This is a genomic window from Paraglaciecola sp. 2405UD69-4 (assembly GCF_047525415.1).
Taxonomy (GTDB): domain Bacteria; phylum Pseudomonadota; class Gammaproteobacteria; order Enterobacterales; family Alteromonadaceae; genus Paraglaciecola.
The window spans coordinates 154921-170716 of the sequence record NZ_JBLIXM010000002.1; the positions used below are offsets into that span (position 1 = coordinate 154921).

General features: G+C 39.6%; 16 protein-coding genes. 12 read left to right on the top strand and 4 right to left on the bottom strand.

What is annotated here, in order from left to right:
• Window positions 1-44 precede the first annotated feature (44 nt).
• On the bottom strand, window positions 45-344 hold the full coding sequence (locus tag ACMUMK_RS07240; protein WP_414700463.1) for a hypothetical protein: 300 nt from the start codon (window positions 342-344) through the stop codon (window positions 45-47).
• 17 nt (window positions 345-361) lie between these two features.
• A complete protein-coding gene (locus ACMUMK_RS07245) occupies window positions 362-1384 on the bottom strand; it encodes a YHYH protein (RefSeq protein ID WP_414700464.1) in 1023 nt (340 codons plus the stop codon).
• 268 nt (window positions 1385-1652) lie between these two features.
• Here ACMUMK_RS07245 and ACMUMK_RS07250 point away from each other — a divergent pair, with 268 nt between their 5' ends.
• Entirely contained in the window at window positions 1653-2207 is a 555-nt protein-coding gene (locus ACMUMK_RS07250; protein WP_414700465.1) for an N-acetyltransferase family protein, read from the top strand.
• Window positions 2208-2296: 89 nt separating this feature from the next.
• Here ACMUMK_RS07250 and ACMUMK_RS07255 read toward each other — a convergent pair whose 3' ends face one another.
• Entirely contained in the window at window positions 2297-2983 is a 687-nt protein-coding gene (locus tag ACMUMK_RS07255) for a tRNA-uridine aminocarboxypropyltransferase (protein ID WP_414700466.1), read from the bottom strand.
• Between the two features lie 71 nt (window positions 2984-3054).
• Between ACMUMK_RS07255 and ACMUMK_RS07260 the strand changes: the two genes are divergently transcribed.
• The 8 genes from ACMUMK_RS07260 to ACMUMK_RS07295 all read left to right on the top strand — a co-directional run bounded on the left by ACMUMK_RS07260 (window position 3055) and on the right by ACMUMK_RS07295 (window position 9288).
• Window positions 3055-3636, top strand: a complete 582-nt coding sequence (locus tag ACMUMK_RS07260) for a GNAT family N-acetyltransferase (protein WP_414700467.1) — start codon at window positions 3055-3057, stop codon at window positions 3634-3636.
• 54 nt (window positions 3637-3690) lie between these two features.
• Window positions 3691-4098: a DUF2750 domain-containing protein gene (locus ACMUMK_RS07265; protein WP_414700468.1), complete on the top strand. Its 408-nt coding sequence runs from the start codon at window positions 3691-3693 to the stop codon at window positions 4096-4098.
• Window positions 4099-4635 (top strand): DUF6942 family protein, encoded by a 537-nt coding sequence (locus ACMUMK_RS07270; RefSeq protein ID WP_414700469.1) that lies wholly within the window; start codon window positions 4099-4101, stop codon window positions 4633-4635.
• 9 nt (window positions 4636-4644) lie between these two features.
• Window positions 4645-6312 carry an aminotransferase class V-fold PLP-dependent enzyme gene (locus ACMUMK_RS07275; protein WP_414700470.1) on the top strand — a complete coding sequence of 556 codons (1668 nt, stop codon included), beginning with the start codon at window positions 4645-4647 and terminating at the stop codon, window positions 6310-6312.
• A gap of 13 nt (window positions 6313-6325) precedes the next feature.
• Entirely contained in the window at window positions 6326-6823 is a 498-nt protein-coding gene (locus tag ACMUMK_RS07280; protein WP_414700471.1) for a thioredoxin family protein, read from the top strand.
• Between the two features lie 31 nt (window positions 6824-6854).
• Entirely contained in the window at window positions 6855-7859 is a 1005-nt protein-coding gene (locus tag ACMUMK_RS07285; protein ID WP_414700472.1) for a purine-nucleoside phosphorylase, read from the top strand.
• 262 nt (window positions 7860-8121) lie between these two features.
• A complete protein-coding gene (locus ACMUMK_RS07290; RefSeq protein ID WP_414700473.1) occupies window positions 8122-8949 on the top strand; it encodes an alpha/beta hydrolase-fold protein in 828 nt (275 codons plus the stop codon).
• Window positions 8950-9039: 90 nt separating this feature from the next.
• A complete protein-coding gene (locus tag ACMUMK_RS07295; protein WP_414700474.1) occupies window positions 9040-9288 on the top strand; it encodes a DUF3297 family protein in 249 nt (82 codons plus the stop codon).
• Between the two features lie 141 nt (window positions 9289-9429).
• Here the strand turns inward: ACMUMK_RS07295 and ACMUMK_RS07300 are convergent, their stop codons facing one another.
• Window positions 9430-10689: a glycosyltransferase family 4 protein gene (locus ACMUMK_RS07300; protein ID WP_414700475.1), complete on the bottom strand. Its 1260-nt coding sequence runs from the start codon at window positions 10687-10689 to the stop codon at window positions 9430-9432.
• Window positions 10690-10940: 251 nt separating this feature from the next.
• Between ACMUMK_RS07300 and ACMUMK_RS07305 the strand changes: the two genes are divergently transcribed.
• From ACMUMK_RS07305 to ACMUMK_RS07315, 3 genes are all read left to right on the top strand, one after another.
• The gene (locus tag ACMUMK_RS07305) at window positions 10941-11354 is read left to right on the top strand and encodes a DoxX family membrane protein (protein WP_414700476.1); all 414 of its coding nucleotides are present in this window, start codon (window positions 10941-10943) and stop codon (window positions 11352-11354) included.
• Between the two features lie 123 nt (window positions 11355-11477).
• Window positions 11478-12602 (top strand): efflux RND transporter periplasmic adaptor subunit, encoded by a 1125-nt coding sequence (locus ACMUMK_RS07310; RefSeq protein ID WP_414700477.1) that lies wholly within the window; start codon window positions 11478-11480, stop codon window positions 12600-12602.
• Between the two features lie 12 nt (window positions 12603-12614).
• Window positions 12615-15779 carry an efflux RND transporter permease subunit gene (locus ACMUMK_RS07315; protein WP_414700478.1) on the top strand — a complete coding sequence of 1055 codons (3165 nt, stop codon included), beginning with the start codon at window positions 12615-12617 and terminating at the stop codon, window positions 15777-15779.
• Window positions 15780-15796: the final 17 nt, after the last annotated feature.

Sequence of the window (15796 nt, forward strand, 5' to 3'; positions counted from 1 at the left end):
AGTATATATCGGCAGTAAGGTAAACACTGCCGATATATAGTCGCTTAGCGGTTTGCGGTTTTAGTTGTTTCTGGCGTTAGTCCTAGTAAGGCCTGTTCTTGAGTGGTATTTTTTGATTCACCTAAGTGCACAATTGGTTTGTTTCTAACGCACATTAGGGCATCGCTAAATACTCTGCAGCTACCTTGGTATAAATCATTATGACTATTGGTGTATTCACACCTATCGCCTTTTTCGGCTTGGTTACAAGCCAGCCAAGGTAGTTCATCACCATGACCATTGTGGGCATTTACAGAAATAGAGCCTAGGCTAAGGGCGAGTATGAAACCTTTTACTAAGTGCATGATTTACTCCAATAATACTAGTTTGCTGTTTCACCAGAAAAGCAGCCTATAAAGGTGTTTTCTCCTGGCCCTGCACTGTGATAATGATAACCGCGTACATCGTCGGTTTGCCCGCGGCAATCATCTAAGTCGGTAGGCTCATCGCCGTTTTCATCGAGCATGCCATAAATGGCAAACCCATCCATAGCGTAACCTATCATGCCCGCATGGCCGTCGACTTCAAACTCAATGGCTGGACAATCTCCATCACCTTGGTTTGCGCCATGGTAGTGGTATCCTGCAGCGGGATTAACGTGGCCTACACAATCATCAAAAGCAGCAATGGTATAAGCGCCTAAAATAGCATCTGTTGGCGCAGCCGCCGCAAGGTTAACTCCGTTTAAGGCAAGGCCTGTGTTGCCGCCTAAGTTCCCAGGACTGCTACGTAATACTGGCGTGACAGGAATTAAATATGTACTTTCAACGCCACCGCCTGTTTCATCTGCAAAGTAATCAAGATCGCATTGTACGCAGTGATTATAATATTGAGGGTCTACCTGAGGTTGGGCTGCAGCTTCGCAGGCCTCTTGTGTGTCTGTGATATTAACTACACCTGTGTCAGCATCATATAGTTGCCAGTAACTGTCTCCGTAAAATACGTCTAAGTTTTGAATAAATTCACCGCTGAGATCATAAAGTACACCATCATCAAACCATTTTCCGGCTTCATCAGCTGTTGCAGTGATTGTCCCTGGGCAAAAATCTCCTAGTTCACTGCGGTCCGCTGGAAACCCAGAAATTGTAATAGAGTAACAACTAGTTGAAGCACCATTTGATAAAGTACAGTCTACTGTTTCCACTGAGACTAATGATTCAGTTGCAAATAGAGAGGTATCAACAGATAAAATATTGTCATCTGAACTACTGGCATCATCGCCTGATTCATCAATAGTGTCTTCAATGGCATCGTCGATAACGTCATTTGTACTGTCGCTGCATCCAGTGAGTCCAAAGGCTAATGCCGAGGTTATGAACACAGCGAAAAATGGATGTTTATTCATTTAGTAAATCTCTACAGTTTGTAAGAATTTGTAACTAAATAATATCAAGCTCGTATAAGAGGATTGTGCAAAAACTGTGAAACGCAATTTGTCTACTCGTTAGGTTTTGACTTTTACACCATGGTTTAAATCTGTCAGAATTTACTGCTCACCTAAGGTCTTAGTTAACTTGGATCTTAATGTAAAGTTTATGTTTGTAACTAAAGCTTAAATGCTGTTTGCTTTAGTCATAGAAAAGTACCGAAACAGCGCCTATTTTGGATCCAGTATGAAGATTGAGTTAAGTATCGCGACTACAAGTAATATTGAAGAGGTATTAGCACTTCATTATCGCTACCAAATTGACTCGATAAATGATGAAGATAAAAAAGATGGATTTATAACTACAGCTTTCACTGAAGCTCATCTTAAAAGTTTAATTCAAGATGAAAGTGGTTTATTTATCGCAACCGTAAATGACAGAATTGTAGCCTATGCTATGGCGGCATCTTGGAGTTTTTGGTCCCAGTGGCCTATGTTTGCTTTTATGATAAATCACCTTGATGACTCAAGGTGTTTAGGGGCAGAGGTAACAGCAGAAAACTCTTATCAATATGGCCCTGTTTGTGTAGATAAAAGTGTCAGAGGGCAAGGAGTGTTTGAGCACATTTTTGAGTTTGCGCGATTTGAAATGGCTAAACGGTATCCTATATTGGTGACCTTTATTAATAAAATTAACACCCGCTCATATCAGGCCCACACGAGTAAGACTCCTCTAAAAGTAATTAAAGAGTTTGAGTACAACAATAATCATTATTACAAGTTAGCCTGCAAAACTAAGTGATAGATAAAAACCGTTAGTTAAATAAGTAATACGGGTTAAACGCGAATTTTACTCCTTATACTAGCGTTAAAAGTTACCTGATTAGTCACTTAAACAAAGGATAAGTGCGGTTTTCCCGCAATGTAAGCTCGTCTGAATATATTGAAATATTGGCTTAGAGCACTAGCTGCCATATCTTGTTTTGCCAATTTTAGTACTTCAATTGCCACTTCTGCAGTGCAAAGTTGGTGCGTGTGAGCGGCTTCTCTGAGCTGATAAGACGAGGCACTTTCGGGCGTGATACCTAATACAGGTATATTAGATAAAGAAGGGCTCTTGAACATCTTTTTGGCTTCTCGCCAGGTACCATCTAATAGAATAAATAATGGTACTTTCTGTTCGTTTGGGCCTATTGCCGCTTGCGGGGTGTCAATACATCGACTTGCTGCAGCATGTTGGTGAGGAAATACCACAATGGGCGCGTAAGTGGGGTTTTCTAAAAGCGCTAATAGTTTTGAGTCTGGTGCGACTCTATCCCATTTAAAGGCATAGTTATCTTTAATAACGTCAGCAATGACTCTGCCTGTATTACTAGGCTTGTAATATTCACTTTTATACATGAGTAAACAAAAAGCAGCGTTACAATCTATACTTGGACGTTTTGCACAAATACAGTTATCGACTGGGATTAAACATCTTTCACAGCGTGTGACTTTGTGGCCTCTAGCTCTAAAATCTTTGGTAGATAAGGCTAGCTCTTGTTTGCGTAAAATATCTACTGAATTAATGTGCGCCAAAAATATCCCGTGAAAATGTATCAAGTGTTGTAATATCATCGCTTTTTTTGATGGCATAGAACAGTGAAAACATGAAATTTCAGGTAGATCCTAATATTCAAATTACCCATATTGGCCCAGAGCATGCAAATGTACTGTATGAGCTGACTAATAAAAACCGTGCTTATTTAAAACAGTGGCTTGGTTGGATAGATTTGGTACAAACTTATGAGGATACTGAAACCTTTATAGAGACGGCTATAGATCAGCATAACAATAATCAGGCCTCAACCTTTGTCATTTTTTATGAGCAAACTTTGGTAGGGGTGGCTGGGTTTAATCAGTTAGACCATGTTAACCGCTGGGGTACTATAGGGTATTGGTTGTGTGAGTCTTTTACAGGCAAAGGAATTGTGACTAAGGTAGTCAATCAGCTGTTAGATTACGGGTTTGAAGAGCATAATCTGCATAAAATAGAAATACGCTGTGCAACCCAAAACCTTAAAAGTAAAGCCGTCATAGAAAGGCTAGGTTTAACCTACGAAGCAGAATTACGTGAATGTGAGTGGTTGTACGATAAGTTTGTCGACCACTGTGTTTACTCTATTTTAAGTGAAGAGTTTAAGAGCAGCTTAATTAAAACCGAAACACTGTCATCTAAACAAGACTCTTAGTTAACTAACGGGTTAAAATACCTATAGAAAGTATCTAAATTAAGGCTAATGAATATGAGTTATTTATCAAAAGATGTATTTAGTGATCTAAGTAAAATGTCACCTGAACAAAGGTTCGAATATGCATTAGAAAAAATGTATGAAACAACAAAACTTTGGGGGCTTTATGGTGAAAATGGCTGGGTAATGCTCAAAGCTGATGATGATGCATGTTTCCCTATCTGGCCCCATGAAGAATTTGCAGAGGCTTGGAAGAAAGCAGATGATCCTGCGAGTCAGCCTAAGCAGATACACTTTGCTGAGTGGCTAAGTATTTGGCTTCCAGGGATGAAAAAAAACAATACCCTAGTGTTAGTATTTCCCCTTTCCGGTGAAGAAGAAGGGATCATGCTTGACGCACAGGAAATGCTTAACTGTATTGAAGAAGACTTGGGTTCCTTGCCAGCAGCAGAAACCAAGTAAATGCCCAATACCCAAAAAGAAGCTGGGTTAGGTGATATAAATGCTCGTTTTAAGGTGTATATAGCTAATCGCCCAAACTTTGCTGATTTTCAAACACTGCAAACTATAAAGTCTTTGTCCAATGCTGAAATTACTGCCATAGGAAAAGCCTGCGGTAATGGTTGGCGAAAAGTATTTAATGTTTACGCTAAGTTGGTATTTGCACTGAATTCTGAAACTTTGGTGCCTTTACGTCAGTCTGATTCTTGGCAAGGGTTTAGAGATAACTTGTTATTAAGCAAAGGTTCGAATACCAGCTTGCTATTTACAGAGCCCAAGCATTCTAATAAAGGTATTCAGCTTGTCATGGGGAAAACCTACGCCAAGAGTTTAGGTTTATCATTAGAGTGGATAAACCATGATTTTGCTATTGAAGCAAAATCAGGAATTATCGTGTGCCCATATTTTGATTATCGCCAGTTATCCAATATTAAAATTATTACTTTAGTTGAGCTGATAAAACAACAAAACGCTACTTTATCAAGCAGTGAGTTATAGAATTCCATTATGCCATTTAACCCTATGCGCCAACATTTTTCTGCTTTTAACGACCAATCTGATTTTAAAGGGATTTATTTAGATAGCGGCGCCACCACCCAAAAGTTACAAACGGTAATTGATATTACTAATCGGTACTATCAATCCTCAGTAAATGTTCATCGTTCTAGTTATAAATTAGCCTCAGATACTACTCAAAAGTTTGAAGATGCTAGGCGCACGCTACAAAGTTTTATAAACGCAAAAGATCATAGAGAGATTGTCTGGACTAAAGGAGCGACAGAAAGTATTAATTTGTTAGCTGCCTGCTTGCCTCGCTCTTTACTACAAAAGGGTAAGAACATTGTTATCTCAACCCTAGAGCATCATGCCAATATCGTTCCTTGGCAAATACTAGCCGAGCAGTATGGTTTAACGCTAAAAGTGATGCCTATTAATGATAATGGCGTGCTGTTGTTAGAAGAGGCAGTCGCGCTTATTGATGAACATACGGTACTCGTCGCTATAGGTCATGTATCCAATGCCCTTGGTAATATTAACCCTATTAAAAGTATTATTACAAAGGCTAAGACAGTTGGGGCATTAACCCTTATTGATGGCACTCAGGCTGTTAGTCATATGGCTGTAGATGTGCAGGACTTAGATTGTGATTTTTATGTGTTTAGTGGTCATAAAATGTTTGGGCCTACAGGGGTAGGGGTATTCTATGGAAAGCTTCCTTTACTAGAAAATATGCCGCCATATCAAGTGGGCGGTGAAATGATTAAAAAAGTAAGCTTTAAGGGCAGTGAGTTTTTAGGGCCTCCATTAAAGTTTGAAGCGGGTACACCCAATATTGCCGGTGTATTAGGTTTAGCTGCAGCTGCAAATTTTATAAAAAGCAACAGAGATACAATTGTAAAACAAGAGTTGGCATTAAGCCGCTATCTACAGCAGAGCTTAGCAAGTCTTACGGGCATTAAAATCTGGGGAGATCCTCAGCATAAAATCGCTACTTTTTCTTTTACTGTTAACGGTGTGAATCACTACGATTTAGCCAGTTACCTTAATATCCAAAATATATCAGTTAGAGTAGGGCATCACTGTGCTATGCCTTTGATGGAAGCTCTTGGTGTTGATGGCACTATCAGAGTATCAATTAGTTGTTATAACACAGAGCATGAGCTCACTAACTTTATTGAGGCCTTAAAGTCCGGTATCTGTCTATTTACTAATAATAGTGACTCTGTCTTTAAGAACAAAATTTCAGAAGAAAAAGCCGTTGATAGACCCGGGGAGTTGGCCTTGGCTATTTCCCAAGCAAAAAGCTGGGATGAAAAGTACCGACATATCATGTTGGCAGGAAAATCTTTCCCACGCCTCCCAAAAGAGCAACTTAAAGAAGACTTAGAAATTTTTGGTTGTGAAAGTCAGGTATGGCTAAAGTGTGAGTTAATAGATAGTACTTTATATATTCAAGGGGACTCTCCTAGTAAAGTGGTCAGAGGGCTATTGGCCATTATTTTTGAGTATCTAAGAGGTAAGCGTCCAAACGAAGTGTTAGATTTTGATCTAAATACTCATTTAAAGTCTATTGGATTAGACAGGTATCTTAGTAATTCAAGAGCAAACGGTATTGAAGCTGTTTTAGATAGAATTTTTGATTTTTGCAAAGAGTATTCAAACACTCAGAATTAATATGGAGCACTAAGTGTCTAATCATAACCCAACAACTTCACCCCGTCCTTTGTCGCAAAAATTGCTCTTGGGAGCGCTGCTGATTATCTGTTTGTCGGTAGGCGGATACTGGGGCAATAAAACCGTGCAGACTTATCTAGGTCAGTCTGCTGTAGATGCAACTGGGCTTAACCCAATGTTATTGCCTGAAGCGCTAGCAGCTGCAAAAAGCAGTAATAAACTGGTGCTAGCAGATATGTCCGCCATTTGGTGCCCAACCTGTCGGCGTTTAGACAAAGAAATTTTTGCTAATGAAGAAGTGAAGGCTGAGCTCGAAAAAAACTATGTGTTTGCGCGAATAGAATACGAGTCGCCAGCGGGGGAAGACTTTCGTCGTAGCTATGATGTTGAAGGCTTTCCAACCTTATTAATCTTAGATGAAAATGCAAAAAAGTTAATACAGTTGCCATTGGAGTTTGACCCTAAGAAGTTTATAGAAAATATTCAAAAAGTTAGCCAAGCTGTTAATTAAAAAACTGGTATCAATAAACAAGGAAAAACTTATGGGCAAACAGTTATTCTATACTTGGTGTTTTATTGCTTTAGTGTTTGTTAGCGGTAAGAGTCATGCAAACCATAAGCCCATAGAAGTGAAAGTATTTGTAGCTGCTATGTTTGAAATTGGTGAAAACACTGGCGATAAAGCAGGTGAGTTTCAACATTGGTACGAGAGGTACTTTACAGACTCCAAGCCTATATTTGTATCTGGGGCAAAGTCCTCAGTATATTGCAATGAATCAGGGGTATGTGGTTCTACATTAGGAATGGGGAAAGTCGCATCATCTGCCTCTATGCTAGCAATATTATTAAACCCACTTTTTAACCTTGATAAAGCTTACTTTGTACTAAGTGGAGTAGCGGGTACGCCACCGTCAAAAGGGACGATTGGGGACGTAACATTAGCAAGTTGGCTAATAGATTATGATTTAGGACACAGGTGGGCGCCAGAAGAAGGTAAGTTGGGGGCACCTACTTTCATGCCCCGAAAAGGGTATGAAGATATAAGGCGATATCAATTAAATTCGCAGTTAGTAGCTTGGTGCTACAAATTAGCTTTAAATGCTAAGTTGAAAGACTCCAAGTCAGCTCAAGCATACGGGGCCCGTTACACGCAACAACAAGCTAGACGCTCTCCAAAGATTCTCATAGGTACTCATATGACAGGTGATACCTTTTTTCATGGCCCTGGCTTATCAGCAGAAGCACAATACATAGCAAGCCTGTATGGCGCCGATGACTATATTGCAACAGAGATGGAAGCTGCCGCCATTACGCAAGTGATTAATAGGCTCCATGGAACACAGCGCGTAATTAGCTTGAGAGGTTCAGTGAATTTTGACCAAGGCAATGAAAATGAAAGTACATTAGCGCACCTCGATCCGGCGCCGGGAGAAACCGCTGGAGGCTTTACTGAAACCGTTGAGAATATTGTATCTGTCGGCGCTAAAATAACCGACCACATAATCGCTAATTGGGATGTGTGGAAAGATAAAATCCCAGAGTTTTAATGGGTAAATAATAACACCCTTGCGCTAGCCTCTTCAATATAGTATTTTTGAAACGAATTTAAGTTATATATACGTTAAAACAATAGCTTACTCGGTATCTTAGGGAATTTTCATAAAATGGACTGGAGCTTGTTCGGTGGCGTTATTTTCGCTAACGGATTGGCGTTAATCTCGGGGTTTTTGTCATCAATGTTTTACAGACAGTGGAACTTTGTGATGTGATTTATGACTAACTCTCTGTATAGAGAAAATAGGACCATATATGAGCCTGGTAATCGAAAGTATTTACCGTAATTTTTATGATTTAATGTTTAAGTTGAACCCTAAAAATAGTGTTCCGCCTGCAGGAATGATGTTTGATAAAATTTCATTTAACTTGAAAGGTAAACAAAGATCGGCCGCTATTTTTGTTCCTGAAAATTACACACCTATCAAAGAATGGCCCTTAATTGTGTTTTTACATGGTGGGGGGGTGGAATATAAAGAAACCAGTATTCACTTTGCGAATAGCCAACTAATTAGTGTCGCTATTAACGAATATAACGGTGACTTTCCGGCAATTGTATTGCTACCTCTTTGTTTGGGTAAAAAAGTATGGGCTCATATTCCAGCCAAACCAATTCAAACAGAGTGGAGATTAAATACATTTGGGACTGAGTCTGCCCCAAATGTATCAGACTATCTAACTCAATCCATCGAAGCTGTGCTTTCAAAATACAATATTGATCAATCTAGAATAAGTTTAACTGGCCATTCAATGGGGGGGGAAGGTGCAATGCGTTATGGTGCAATTAACTCTAACAAAATATCTGCTATAGCGACATCCGCAGGCTCTGCCGTTATTGTCCCAGATGATGCTCCTAGGTTAGCCCAGATGAATATATGGATGTATCAAGGTTCAAATGACCATATTAGTACTAATGAGTTAGCACGGAAAACTGTACAGGAAATTACAAACGCCGGTGGCAGCGTAATGTATAAAGAGTTAGAAGGAGTGGGTCATGAGGTAGGGGAGAACTTCTATCATGATCCACAGCTAATTGACTGGCTAGTGGCACAAAGGAAAGAGAAATTTATCGCCGTCAGTTGATTGATTACTGCTTCACTGGATATCCTTTACTTGAGCAGTATCAGTATAGTGACTACAATGTCGCAATTTTTTCTATTTAGGTTTTATTAAATGAATGACAAAGCTTCACTCCCAGAACTTCCTGACCGACTTTCTAGTAATCCTCGTAGTAAGTTTTACAATGAAGATTGTTTTGAACATGAAATTGGTATCAAATTAAACGGTAAAGAACGCACCAATGTTGAAGAGTATTGTGTAAGTGAAGGTTGGATTAAAATTCCGTCACCCAAGGCTCTAGACAGACGAGGTCAGCCAATGTTGATTACACTAAAAGGTACAGTTGAAGCCTTTTATAGTTAATCATTATATTTACTAGCGCAGACTTAAACTGACAGTTACTCTTTTTCAATTTGTGACTGTCAGCTTATATTTGATCTAACTTTTCTCTACCCAAATTGATTTCCATCAACTAATGTTCCAAGATCATTTTTGCAACATTTCTTATACACGGTTTTTTGCTTCTATCCATTGGGCCATATATTGGGTACTTTTTAGATGATGATGTTGTAGCATTTGTCCAATAAAATTCTGACTCCTATGACCATCTAAATTATTTGTAGCCTGCTCTATTTTTTCCAAAATCCGATTTTCAATTGTAGTAGCATCAAAATTTTGGCTTAAAAGTTCGTAGCCTAAATTTTGACAATGCATCCATAGTGTATGGTCTTGATATAGTTTAATTGCATTTTCAGCGATTAGCTCAGCAGTACTAGCTGAATCTTGAAGCTCGTCTAATTGAGTTATCAAACCTGGCCAAGGCAAGCCCATCTGCATGCCTTCTGTGCCTATTTGCGTAGTAATATTGGGGGTGCCACACATCATGGCTTCAGCTAGTTTACCTTTTATACCTGCACCAAATCGTAGAGGTGCTAAACACACCCTTGCTTGCTCCATGACTTGTTTCGAGTCTTGTGCCCAACCTTTAACTAAAAAACCTTGCTTGGAATTATGTAACTGGGTGGCCTTAGGTGGTGGGTAGGCACCATAAATGTGTAGTTCTACCTTTGGAAGTTGTGCCCGAATTAATGGCCATATCTCTTGTTTTAACCACAGTACGGCGTCCCAATTGGGTTCATGGCGAAAGTTTCCTATGCTAATAAAGTGCTGTCGATTTTCAAACTCCGTACCTGCTTTGGGGGCTGCTGGCTTTTCAAGCATGAAAGGGCTATGCACCAATAAATGTTTAGGTACCTTGTAGTAATTAAGTAATAGCTCTAGCTCATAATCAGAAATGATCAAGCTTAAATCGCACCTGAAAATTGCAGCAACTTCTCGTTTTGCAAGCTCAGTGTTTAAATCAGGTTTTTTGATACTGTCACCACATTTTAAAGCTTTATGACGAGCTTGACGTAACGAGTGGAGGTCTTCTGTATCTAAAATTCTAAGAGCATTGGGGCAGTATTTCGCTATTCGCCACCCAAATTGTTCTTCTAACATAAAGCGGTCAAAAAGAACGATTGTTGGGTCTAACTCTTGTAGAAACTCATCAAAACTAGTGCAATTTATTTTGATAGAAACTTCTTTAATTCCAAGTTGTTGTAAATCTACTTTATGGTCGCCTTGTATAGCTGGGCTTGCAAAGGTTACTTTCCACCCTTGTTTTAAAAATAAAGTCAATTGGCTTAATAAATGGCTACCAGCGGCGGATGAGTTTGGCTCTGGCCATACATAACCTAACACTAGGACGTTTTGTTTACTCATTAGTTTACAACTTAAGAATTAATAGGTTTTTACTGGGGCGCCAGGTAGATATTTTGACCTTAGGCAGATTGTTCGATCTAATTTGTTAAATACAAAGTATATTACAATACTAGAAACATTGGGATGTAATATTCAGGCTTACAATTACATCACTAACCTATGGCATAAACTTTATCTTGTTGCGAAATTTTTTAAGGTTATATTAGGTCTGTTAATCGGGAACTATTTAAGAAATTTATCAAGGAGAAAATATGAAAGCGCTGAGCTTACTACTACTAAGAGTATCAACAGGATTGTATTTAGTATTTTGGGGGTTAGTAAAACTCACTGCGACTGACAAAGCTAATGCTGTGTCTGATAAATATTACAATGGCCTTCTAACAGGAGATATAATCAATATTGGTCTGGGGTCGCTGCAAGTGCTAGTTGGAGCTTTGGTGGTGTTAGGTCTCATGAGACGTGTGGCTTACTTTGGTCAACTCTTTTGGTATGTAGCTGGCTTGCTTCCTATTTTACCTTATATTATTGACCCTTTCGGTATGTATATTGCTGATTCTGCAAAACTTACCTTCTTCCCCTCAACTACTTTACTGTTTGCTTCTTTAATACTTATTGCATTTAAAGAATATGATACCTACTCAATTGACGCTAAAAAAACGCAGTAAGATGAACTAGTCATTACTAGTTTTAAATTTTTATTTTCTAATTTTTAACCCCTTGTTACAAATTATAGAAGTAGCAATGGGGTAATGGTTTTATTTTTATATTCACATACAACAAGGTGTTTTATGCCGCAACGAACGTCACGCTCTTTTTATACTGGGATCATTATTACTTTGAGCCTATTAATGGTTGCATGTAGTAAAGAACAAAATGCTACACAAGCACGTCCTATGACGGAAGTAGATGTTAGTAACCCAATAGCAGCAGTGGTTGATATATGGGATGAATATACTGGCCGTTTTGAAGCTGTGGATTATGTTGAGATCCGAGCCCGTGTCAGTGGTTATCTTGAAGAGATTAAATTTGAAGACGGTCAACAGGTAAAAGCAGGTGATGTTTTGTTTGTAATTGATCAACGTCCCTTCCAGATAAATTTACAAAGTGCACAATCAAATTTAGACATTACTGAGAAAGAATATAAGCGTGGTTTAGAGTTAAAGAATAACAACTCTATTTCTCAAGAAGAGTCAGATCGTCGAGCTTCAGAATATCAACTTGCACTCGCTGCGTTTGATGAAGCAAAGTTAGACTTAGAGTTTACAGAGGTAAAATCGCCAATTGACGGCATAGTATCTCGAGATCTTGTCAATAAAGGTAACTTAGTTACCGGTGGTGCCTCAGGTGCGACTTTACTGACAACCGTGGTATCTGTTGATCCCATACATTTTTATTTTGAAGCCGGTGAGCGTGACCTTCTTAAGTATTTACGTCTTGCACAGTCAGAAACCAGAAAAAGTTCACGAGTATATCCGAATGAAGTAAAAGTGCGATTACAAGATGAAGCTGAGTTTAGTCATTTTGGGGTTATGGATTTTGTTGATAATAAGGTCGATGACAGTACAGGCACAATTCAGGGTAGAGCTGTTTTTGATAACAAAGATGGCTTTATATTACCCGGCCTTTTTGGTCGTATCAGCTTAATCGAAACCAAAAATGCAAAGGTTATTTTAGTTCCAGATAGCATTATAGGAACTGACCAGTCTAGAAAATATGTAATGGTAATTGACGATGAAAATAAGGTGGGTAGAAAGTACGTTACCTTAGGAAAATTACACTCCAAAGAGTTGAGAATAATTAAGTCTGGCCTTTCTCCTGAAGACAGGGTGATTGTGAATGGTTTTGTACGAACTCGACCAGGAGCGACCGTGTCGCCCAACAGTGTTGATATCAGTAAACAATATAGTTTGTAAGTTAGGGTATTTATGAATTTTACTCAATATTTTATATCTCGCCCTAAATTTGCCTCAGTATTAGCCATTATGGTGATGATAATAGGTAGTATTGCCTATTTAGGATTACCCGTTGAACAATACCCTCAGGTGGCTCCGCCTACTATTCAGGTTACAGCTTCTTATCCGGGGGCGAATGCAGAAATAGCAGCTAAAACTGTGGCTACACCAATAGAGCAACAAATTAATGGTGTAGAAGATATGCTGTACTTATCTTCACAATCTACTGCTGATGGCTCTGTCACTATTACTGTGACTTTTAAACTTGGAACTGATCTCGATAAAGCCCAAGTTCAGGTACAAAACCGTGTGGCAATTGCCGAGCCTAGATTACCTGAGCCTGTTAAGCGCATAGGTATCACAACAGCTAAAAACTCACCAGATTTAATGTTAGTAGTTAACATGTTTTCTCCAAATGGCACCTATGATCAAACCTATATTGCTAACTATGTCGCACTACATATTCAAGATCAGCTTTCAAGAATCGAAGGGGTGGGGAATCTACGGATATTTGGAGCCAGCCAATATTCTATGCGTGTGTGGTTAGATCCAGACCGCATTGCTTCACTCGGTATGACGGCCTCAGAAGTGGTTACTGAGTTACAAAGTCAAAATATTCAAGTGTCCAGTGGTACTTTAAACCAGTCGCCTGTTCTACAAGGTCAAACGGCATTTGAATTAGCGGTTCAAACACAAGGGCGCTTACAAGAGCCGGAGGAGTTTGAAAATGTCATTATAAAAAATACTGATGGTAAAATTGTAAGGCTAAGAGATGTGGGCCGGGTTGAGCTAGGTGCAGAAAGCTATACTACTCGTGGTTATCTTGGAGATAAAAAAGCGATAGCGATCCCTATTTTTCAACGTCCAGGTACTAATGCCTTAGAAACAGCCGATACCATTAAAGGCATTATGCAGGAGCTAGAGCAAAAGTTTCCACCTGATTTAGCTTATAAAATTGCTTATAACCCCACTGAGTTCATTAGCCAGTCTATAGACGCTGTAAAAATGACAATTTATGAAGCGATAGTTTTAGTTGTTTTGGTTGTTATAGTATTTTTACAGAGCTGGCGAGCGGCTATCATTCCAGTTGTTGCTATTCCTGTATCGCTCATTGGTACCTTTGCCGTTATGAGTGCGCTTGGTTTTTCACTCAATAACCTCACGCTGTTTGGACTTGTTTTGGCCATTGGTATAGTGGTCGACGATGCCATAGTTGTGGTTGAAAATATGGAGCGTTTGCTTGCTGATGGTAAGAAGCCTATTGAAGCGGCTAGAGAAACCATGAAGGAAGTAGGGGGCGCAGTTATTGCTATTGGCATTGTTTTAGTCGCGGTATTTTTACCTACAGCATTCATAGGCGGTATATCAGGACAGTTTTATAGTCAGTTTGGTATTACCATTGCTATTGCGACTATGATTTCGGTTTCAGTGTCTCTTATTCTTAGCCCTGCTATGTCTGCCGTATTACTGAAAGCTCATAAAGTAGAAGATAAAGAAAACAGTAAACTTGGTATCGGGACTTTGCTTGCCAATGGTTTTAACCAGGGGATGGATAAGCTGTCTGATGGGTATGGCTTTTTAACCAGTAAACTAATTCGGTTAATTCCCTTAGTTATCTTGGTTTATATAGGACTAATGGTATTAGCTGGTTACTTGTTTTCCTCGGTTCCAAGAGGTTTTATTCCCCAGCAAGATCAAGGCTACGTTATTGTGAGTATACAATTGCCTTCAGGTGCATCATTGTCTCGCACTGATGAGGTGGTGAATGAAGCCATAGAACGCTTACTTAGCGTCGAAGGTATTCGTACTTCAGTGGCATTTGCAGGGTTCTCAGGGGCTACATTTACAAACGCATCTAACTCTGCGGCTATCTTCACACAGATGTTGTATTTTGAGGATAGGGCCAAAAAAGGGCTCACATTTGAGAAAATATATGCTGATGTTCAGGCTCAAATGGCACAGATTAAAGAGGCCTTTATAGTCGTTATTCCGCCACCTTCGGTTCGTGGTATAGGTAATGGTGGTGGCTTTAAAATGATGATAGAAGACCGTGTAGGTCACGGTTTGCCATTTCTTGAACAATCAATGTGGCAGCTCGCAACAGCTGCCAATCAGGCCCCTGCTACGACTCAGGTGTTTAGTCTGTTTGAAACCAACACTCCGCAATTATACGCCAATATAGATCGTGAGAGGGTAGAGCGTTTAGGCGTCCCAGTTTCTGAAGTTTTTTCCGCCCTAGAGGTGTACTTGGGCAGTGCTTTTGTTAATGATTTTAGTTATCTAGGCAGAACCTTTAGGGTAACAGCGCAAGCCGACTCCCAATATAGAATGACGCCGGAGGATATAGGTCGAATTCGAGTTCGTAATGAAGATGGGCTAATGGTGCCGTTAAGTTCAGTGGCTACTTTTGAGTACAGATCTGGTCCTTCAAGAGTACCTAGGTATAACCTGTATCCAGCTGCAGACCTACTTGGCAACACTGCTCCTGGGTATAGTTCGGGAGAAGCAATAGCGACAATGGAAAAACTGGCAGAAGAGATTTTACCACCAGGTATCGATTTTGAATGGACTGAGCTTGCATATCAGCAGCAACAAGCCGGAAACACAGCCACCATTGCATTTGTTCTGGCCGTAGTCTTTGTATTTCTATTGTTAGTGGCTTTATACGAAAGCTGGACATTGCCATTGTCGGTTATTTTAATCGTGCCTATGTGTTTGTTAAGTGCCATTACAGGAGTGTGGTTATTGGATATGGACAACAATATATTGACTCAAGTGGGGTTAATTGTATTGGTAGGACTAGCTAGTAAAAATGCTATTTTAATTGTTGAGTTTGCCCGCCACCTAGAGCAGCAAGGTGTACCTATGTATAAAGCTGTGGTTGAGGCAGGAAAACTTAGATTACGCCCAATATTAATGACATCGTTTGCTTTTATTTTAGGAGTCGTGCCACTTGCAATTGCAACAGGGGCAGGTGCCGAAATGCGCCAAGCTCTTGGTGTGACTGTGTTCAGTGGAATGTTAGGTGTTACCCTATTTGGTTTGTTATTCACACCAGTTTTTTACGTAGTATGTCGACGGATTTCCATGTTCATGAAAGGGCAAACCTTAGATGAACAAGGAAGAGCTCCAATTTAGTAGCAAGGGATTGACTA

Coding starts and splice junctions, on each gene's coding strand:
- ACMUMK_RS07240 (WP_414700463.1), bottom strand. CDS start 344: ATGCACTTAGTAAAAGGTTTCATACTCGCCCTTAGCCTAGGCTCTATT.
- ACMUMK_RS07245 (WP_414700464.1), bottom strand. CDS start 1,384: ATGAATAAACATCCATTTTTCGCTGTGTTCATAACCTCGGCATTAGCC.
- ACMUMK_RS07250 (WP_414700465.1), top strand. CDS start 1,653: ATGAAGATTGAGTTAAGTATCGCGACTACAAGTAATATTGAAGAGGTA.
- ACMUMK_RS07260 (WP_414700467.1), top strand. CDS start 3,055: ATGAAATTTCAGGTAGATCCTAATATTCAAATTACCCATATTGGCCCA.
- ACMUMK_RS07265 (WP_414700468.1), top strand. CDS start 3,691: ATGAGTTATTTATCAAAAGATGTATTTAGTGATCTAAGTAAAATGTCA.
- ACMUMK_RS07270 (WP_414700469.1), top strand. CDS start 4,099: ATGCCCAATACCCAAAAAGAAGCTGGGTTAGGTGATATAAATGCTCGT.
- ACMUMK_RS07275 (WP_414700470.1), top strand. CDS start 4,645: ATGCCATTTAACCCTATGCGCCAACATTTTTCTGCTTTTAACGACCAA.
- ACMUMK_RS07285 (WP_414700472.1), top strand. CDS start 6,855: ATGGGCAAACAGTTATTCTATACTTGGTGTTTTATTGCTTTAGTGTTT.
- ACMUMK_RS07290 (WP_414700473.1), top strand. CDS start 8,122: ATGAGCCTGGTAATCGAAAGTATTTACCGTAATTTTTATGATTTAATG.
- ACMUMK_RS07295 (WP_414700474.1), top strand. CDS start 9,040: ATGAATGACAAAGCTTCACTCCCAGAACTTCCTGACCGACTTTCTAGT.
- ACMUMK_RS07300 (WP_414700475.1), bottom strand. CDS start 10,689: ATGAGTAAACAAAACGTCCTAGTGTTAGGTTATGTATGGCCAGAGCCA.
- ACMUMK_RS07305 (WP_414700476.1), top strand. CDS start 10,941: ATGAAAGCGCTGAGCTTACTACTACTAAGAGTATCAACAGGATTGTAT.
- ACMUMK_RS07310 (WP_414700477.1), top strand. CDS start 11,478: ATGCCGCAACGAACGTCACGCTCTTTTTATACTGGGATCATTATTACT.
- ACMUMK_RS07315 (WP_414700478.1), top strand. CDS start 12,615: ATGAATTTTACTCAATATTTTATATCTCGCCCTAAATTTGCCTCAGTA.